General features: G+C 58.4%; 4 protein-coding genes. All 4 read right to left on the bottom strand.

The genetic code is table 11. From position 1 onward, the window contains the following. Positions 1-1,202: GGDEF domain-containing protein (locus tag Q0Y09_RS07380; protein WP_297719851.1), on the bottom strand; the 1,202-nt coding region annotated here is incomplete at its 3' end. A gap of 518 nt (positions 1,203-1,720) precedes the next feature. After that, entirely contained in the window at positions 1,721-2,116 is a 396-nt protein-coding gene (locus Q0Y09_RS07375) for a bacteriohemerythrin (protein WP_297719848.1), read from the bottom strand. Positions 2,117-2,887: 771 nt separating this feature from the next. Continuing rightward, positions 2,888-4,405: a flagellin gene (locus tag Q0Y09_RS07370; protein ID WP_297719845.1), complete on the bottom strand. Its 1,518-nt coding sequence runs from the start codon at positions 4,403-4,405 to the stop codon at positions 2,888-2,890. 446 nt (positions 4,406-4,851) lie between these two features. After that, complete coding sequence (locus Q0Y09_RS07365) at positions 4,852-5,853, bottom strand: methyl-accepting chemotaxis protein (protein ID WP_297719842.1); 1,002 nt, start codon at positions 5,851-5,853, stop codon at positions 4,852-4,854. Positions 5,854-6,040 lie beyond the last annotated feature (187 nt).

The raw sequence follows: 6,040 nt of genomic DNA, 5'->3' as shown, positions 1-6,040 counted from the left end.
ACGGTCCCCTTTTCCCGGGCAGCCGCCTTCAGAAGCCTCTCTTTTTCCCGTGCTGCCTCCTCGCTGATCCCCAGGCAGAGCGCAAGCAGCTCGTCGCCCCCAAAGCGGAAGCATTGGTATTCGCCATAGACCTCCTGCAGGCTCTCCGCCGCCTTGGCGATCATCTCATCGCCCGCCTTGTGGCCCTGCTCGTCATTGACCCGTTTCAAGCCTGTGATGTCGCAAAACATCACGCCCAGGCTCTCCTCCGCGTAGTATTCCTCCACAAAGCGTTGCAACGCATAACGGTTCCCCAGCCTTGTCTGCTGATCCCGATAGCTCAGGTCCTGGAGCTTCCGCATGAGCCCCCGCCGTTTCAGAGACGCCGTGATGAAATACCCCATGATGTGCAGAATCCCGATGGTGTCCTCTAGGGTGTCGGCGGGCGGGTTGTCCACGCCGTAAAATGCTCTGACCGCTCCGTCCATCTCCAGTGGGACCACGACAAGGCTGCGGATGCCCTGCGGCTTGAGCACCTGGTACAGTGTGGGTTCCTGTTCCCGGATCGTCTCCAGATCGCGAATGATGACATGGCTCTGCTTCTGGAATTGCTGATACCAGGATGCGCAGGCCTCCGGCGGCACATGCTGGAGATTCTGTTTTTGCGGGGTGATTCCAGCCGCCACCCATTCATAGGTGTTATCGTCGCTGCCATCTTCATTTTGCTCAAAGATGTAGGCTCTTTCCCCCCGCAGAATGTGGCCGAGGTGCTCCAGGAGGGTCTGGATCGTTTCGTCCGGCGTGGGCTTTTGCAGCGCAATGCCGAGGGCATTGTTGACCAGCATTTCCAGGTTCTGATATCGGTCCAATGCTTTTTCCCGTTCTTCCTCGTCGTTGACGTTCACGGCCACCTCAATGCGGTAACGCCGTCCGTCCTCCGCGATCATGGTGTCGAACAGAATCAGGTGCTTGTCGAGAACGGCGTTGTAGTACCGCCACCGCTTGAAGCCGCCGGGCGTCAGCTCCGCATTGGTGCAGACGGTGCAGGGGGTTGCGCATTGCTGCAACACTTCATAGCATTTTTTGCCCATTACGGTTTCTATGGAAGGAACATGGAACGCCTCCCGCGCTTTTCGGTTCATATAGACCAGCTCATAGCTGTCCATATCAGAGACGTAGACATATTCGTCCAGATTTTCGTAGTGCTCCCAGAACTTCTCCATAATTGCGGTCACCCCTGCACTCTCTTGGTTCTCACGTCAGCCGCTCCGTACCGAAGCTGACCAAGCGCCGCAGGCATGGCTCCACCCGTCAAAAAAGAGAAAGTGCGCCCTCGGTCGGTCGGTCGGTCGAGTATGTCCGTTTGCACATAAAATGTCAACCCCTCCGCCAGAAGAATTCTGCACAAAATGGATCTCTGTTTGGTCGTTCCCGCGCCGTCGGTTTGCTGCCGGAAGCATAGTACAATAAATCCTATCTGTTAAATCGGCGAAATTCTCCATAAAATAAGTAAATGACAAGAAAAAAGCGGATGGGATGTGGGCGCTGGTCGGGCCGTAGCAGACAGGAAACGCACCGGGGCCCGCTGAGCATCCCGGTGCGTTTTGGTTGTCGGCAGGGAACCGCCCCAAAGCCCCGCCTTCGGGCGCGGGGACATGGGGCGCGCTTGCCCGTCTTTCTGAGCGGATGCCCCCTGTTCTGGTGGGACGAGGGTCATTTCACAGGCTGGCTCCTGCCGGGCTCAGCCCTTCAGGAACGCGCCCAGCCGCTTGTCTTCGGTCTTGATGTGGCTCACCAGCACGGCAATGTGGCCGTTCAGCGCGCCCACGTCCGCCACGCTGGGCCCGGCGGCGGGGATCTTGTCGGCGATCTCCCGCAGCTTGCTCTTATACTTCTCATGGAACTGCTTATGGGCAGCCATGCCGGGGTAATTGCTCTTGGCCTGGAGCTGTTCCTCGTGGGCAAAATGCTTGTTCACGTAGTCCAGCAGGAATTTGATGGCGGGCTCCAGAGCCGCGCGGCCCTGTCCCTTTCCGCAGGCGTCCATCAGGGTGTTGACGGCGCGGAACAGCTCCCGATGCTCTCCGTCGATGATTGCGTTTCCACTTTCCAGATCCTTCGTCAGTTCATATTTCATATCAGACGCTTCCTTTCTCGGTTGTCGACTGGCCTGATCGCCCGCTCCTGGGCCCTGTTCTTGCCCGCAGACCGGCATGGAGCGGGTGCGACGCCACGACAGTCTTTATTATTTATATCGGATACCTCACCCGAAAAATTAAGCCCCGCCGTCAAATCGTCCTACTTTCCCCCTCCCCCCGCCGTTCTCTTCCCCTCACCCTGTCATTCTGAGGCGAAGCCGAAGAATCCGTCCCTCCGCCCCCGTCCCCTCGTCTTCCGCCGTCCTGTCAGGGCCAGAAAAACGGATCCTTCGCTGGCGCTCAGGATGACATAAGTGGGCGCTCAAGATGACGCAGGTGGGTGTTATTCTGCCTCCTTCCCTGTCACTCCCCCTCCCTCGTCATTCCTTCCCCTCACCCCGTCATTCTGAGGCGCAGCCGAAGAATCCGTCCCTCCGCCCCCGTCCCCTCGTCTTCCGCTGTCTCGTCCCATCAAAGCGCAAAAAACAAGGAGCCGGGCAAAAGCCCGGCTCCTTGTTTTCTGTTATTTTGCGTAAGTCTCAGGCAGTTTCTTACTGCATCAGCTGCAGCACACCCTGGGGCACCTGATTGGCCTGGGCCTCGTCGTCGCAAGCTCCGTATCCCTCGCTTCGCCGCAGGCGGCAAAGCTCGTTCACTTCGCTGCTCCTCCTCTCCCCACGCGACCCGCTTCGCTGGGCTCGCGTGGGCTCCCGGTCAGGCGGCCATGCTGTCCCAGGCGGGACAACAATTACGCCGTCTCAGGCAGTTTCTTACTGCATCAGCTGGAGGACGCCCTGGGGCACCTGATTGGCCTGGGCCAGCATGGCCTGGGCGGACTGGATGAGGATGTTGTTCTTGGTGTAAGCCATCATTTCCTCGGCCACGTCGGTGTCGCGGATGGTGGACTCGGCGTCCTGGATGTTCTCGGTCATGACGGACAGGTTATTCTGGGTGTGCTCCAGACGGTTCTGGATGGCGCCCAGGTCGCCGCGGGTGGCGGAGACGGTGTTGATGGCGGCCTTGATCTTGTCGATGGCGGCGTGGGCCCCCTCGGGGGTGCCGATGTCTAGGTCGCCGATGCCCAGAGAGGCGGAATCCATGTTGCCGATAGATACGGTCAGCTGCTCATAGTCGGCGCTGGTGTCGCCAATCTGGAGATTCATACCACCAGAAGTCTTGGAGCCATCAGTTGCCTTGGCAATGTCGATGCTTGTATTCGTCTTCGCATTGACAGAGGCGTTCACGCCGTAATCCTTGAGCTGATCCACGATCTGGGCAACAGAATCCGCGTTCAGATTTCCGGCGCTCTGGTCGACGTACAGAGCCTTAGCGCCGTTTTCTGCCGTCTTGCCGCGGGTAAGAATCTGATACTTCTGGCCGTCGATCTCCAAGAAGTTCTCCTTGGTGACATCGACAGTAGCAAGCGCGGCAGTAAAGGCATCATCCTTACCCGCTGTCAAAGCGCCAATGGTAGGTGCGGTACCTGTCACACTACCGTCATTCTTCTGGACAACGGAAAGGATCTGGGTCTGGTCTGCCCTATTGCCATTGGCATTGGTAATGGTAATTTTTCCCGAGGTGTCCGCTGTCACCTTATAGTCATTGCCGAACACTTTCTGCAGCTCGGGAGCCAGAGCCTCACCAACCTCTTTCACAGTGGCAGTTCCGCCAAGGGTGGCGCTGACAGTGGTCTCCTGTACATTGCCATCCTTGTCCAGATATTTCAGAGTCAGGGAAACATCCTTGTTTGCTGTGCCGGCCTGCACCGTGATGTCCTGCTTAAAGGTAGCGCCATTTTGGGCAGTAATAGGAGTGGTCGTACCTGCAAAGTTCGTTTTAACAGTTTCTGCGCCGCCCTTAGCCGCCAGGGAGCCGTCCAGGAGCTTCTGGCCGTTGAAGTTGGCGGACTTGGAGATGCGGTCGATCTCGGACTTGAGGGACTCGACCTCCTTCTGGAGGTTGGCGCGGTCCACCTCATTGTCGTAGGTGCCGTTGGCGGACTGGGTGGCCAGGTAGTCCATGCGGTTGAGCATATCGTGGATCTCCTGCATGGCGCCCTCAGCGGTCTTGACCAGGGAGATGCCGTCCTTCACGTTCTTCTGGGCGGCTTTCAGGCCAGTGATCTGGGCCCGCATCTTCTCGGAAATGGCCAGACCGGCGGCGTCGTCACCGGCGCGGTTGATCTTGTAGCCGGAGGAGAGCTTCTCCAGGTTCTTGGAGAGGGCGGAAGTGTTGTTGCCAAAATTGCGGTAGGCATTCATGGCCATAATATTGTGCTGAATACGCATTGGGTCATTCCTCCTTAAAAATATCTGTGTCTGCCTCCTTGCTGACACAGGTCTGGGTGGGGGCGTCTCCTCCGCGGAAGCAGCCGGCCGGACTGCGCCCGGGCCTTGACGCCGAACATCTATTTCTATCAGTCTGCGCGCGCAGATTGACGGAAACCAAGGGGTGAGACAACCTGAAGGGGCGGGGCTCCCCGCCGCCCTCCAAGCTGCCCTCACTGGTGTAATCGGCCCGATTTCAGGAAAGTTAAGCCTTTTGCAAAAAAAGATCCCTTTCTTTTATGGCGGGCGGCCCTCTCATGCCCTCCGGTCCCCGCTGGGCGGGGCCCCTTCCTGCGCCGCCCGCCCTGCAAATCGGGCGGCAAAAAAGAGCCCCGCGGCCTGTCATGGGCCGCGGGGCTCTCTCTGTGATTGCCTGTATGTACTCTGTGCCTTTGCCTGCGCGCCTGTCAGTCGTAGGGGTCGGTCCTGTGATGGAGCGACGCCGGTCCCATTCCCGGCACTCCGCCCGCATCTATGATGTCCTGATCCAATTTGTACTGTGCCACCAGTCGTTTGAGCACCTCTGCCTGACCGGCCAGCTCCTGCCCAGACGCCGCGTTTTCTCCGGCAGTGGCCGTGTTGCTCTGCACCACCTGGGAGATATGGTCGATCTCCTGGGTCACCTGGGTCAGATGCTCCGCCTGAGCCGCCGCGGCCACAGAGATATGGCCGATGCTCTCGATGACCTCCTTCGCCCCCGACACCGCCGTGACCAGACTCTTTGCGGTTTGGTCGGCGATCCTTGTTCCGTTTTTCACGGCCTGCATGGAGCGTTGGATCAATGCAGTGGACTCATGGGACGCCTCGGCGGATTTTCCCGCCAGACTGCGCACCTCGTCGGCCACAACGGCGAAGCCCTTCCCCGCCGTGCCGGCGCGCGCGGCCTCCACGGCGGCGTTCAGCGCCAGAATGTTGGTCTGGAATGCAATATCCTCGATGGTCTTGATGATTTTCTCGATCCCCTGGGAGCTTCTGGAAATATCCTCCATAGCCTGGATCATTTCCTTCATATCGTTGTTGCTGGCGGTCATCTCGTCGCCCACTGCATTGGCCTTCTGGGCGGCCTGTTCCGCATCCTGGGCCACATCCTGCATGTTCTCATGGATACTGTTGACCACTGCGGACAATTTGTCCACGGAGATCTCCTGCTCCACGCAGCCCTGGCTCAATATCTGGGCGCCGCTCGCCACGTTTTTCGAGCTCATCGTCACGGACTCGGCGGCCTCATTGATTTTGCCCAGGGTATGGTTCAGGTTGAAGATCACCTGCTGGATATTGTCTCTCAGCGCGATAAAATCGCCCTTGTACTCCACCTCTGACCGGACCGTCAGATCGTTGTCCGCAACGGCGGACAGCCCCCGGCTCAGGTCAGAGATGTAAGAACTCAGGTCGGCAAACGCGGTCCGCACGTTATCAGCGAGCAGGCCAAGCTCATCCCTGGAGTGGTATGTGACCTCTGAACTGAACCAGTAAAAACGGACAGTGACAAAATACCCCCTGATGTAGGAAAATAGACTACATCAGGGGGTATCGTTATGCGGAAACGAAATTACACACAGGTTCAGGGGCTGCTGCCGGAAATCAAAGTCATGCTGT

This window comes from Intestinimonas sp. (assembly GCF_026169115.1).
Classification (GTDB): domain Bacteria; phylum Bacillota; class Clostridia; order Oscillospirales; family Oscillospiraceae; genus Intestinimonas.
This window is presented reverse-complemented; position numbering and strand designations above follow the sequence as displayed.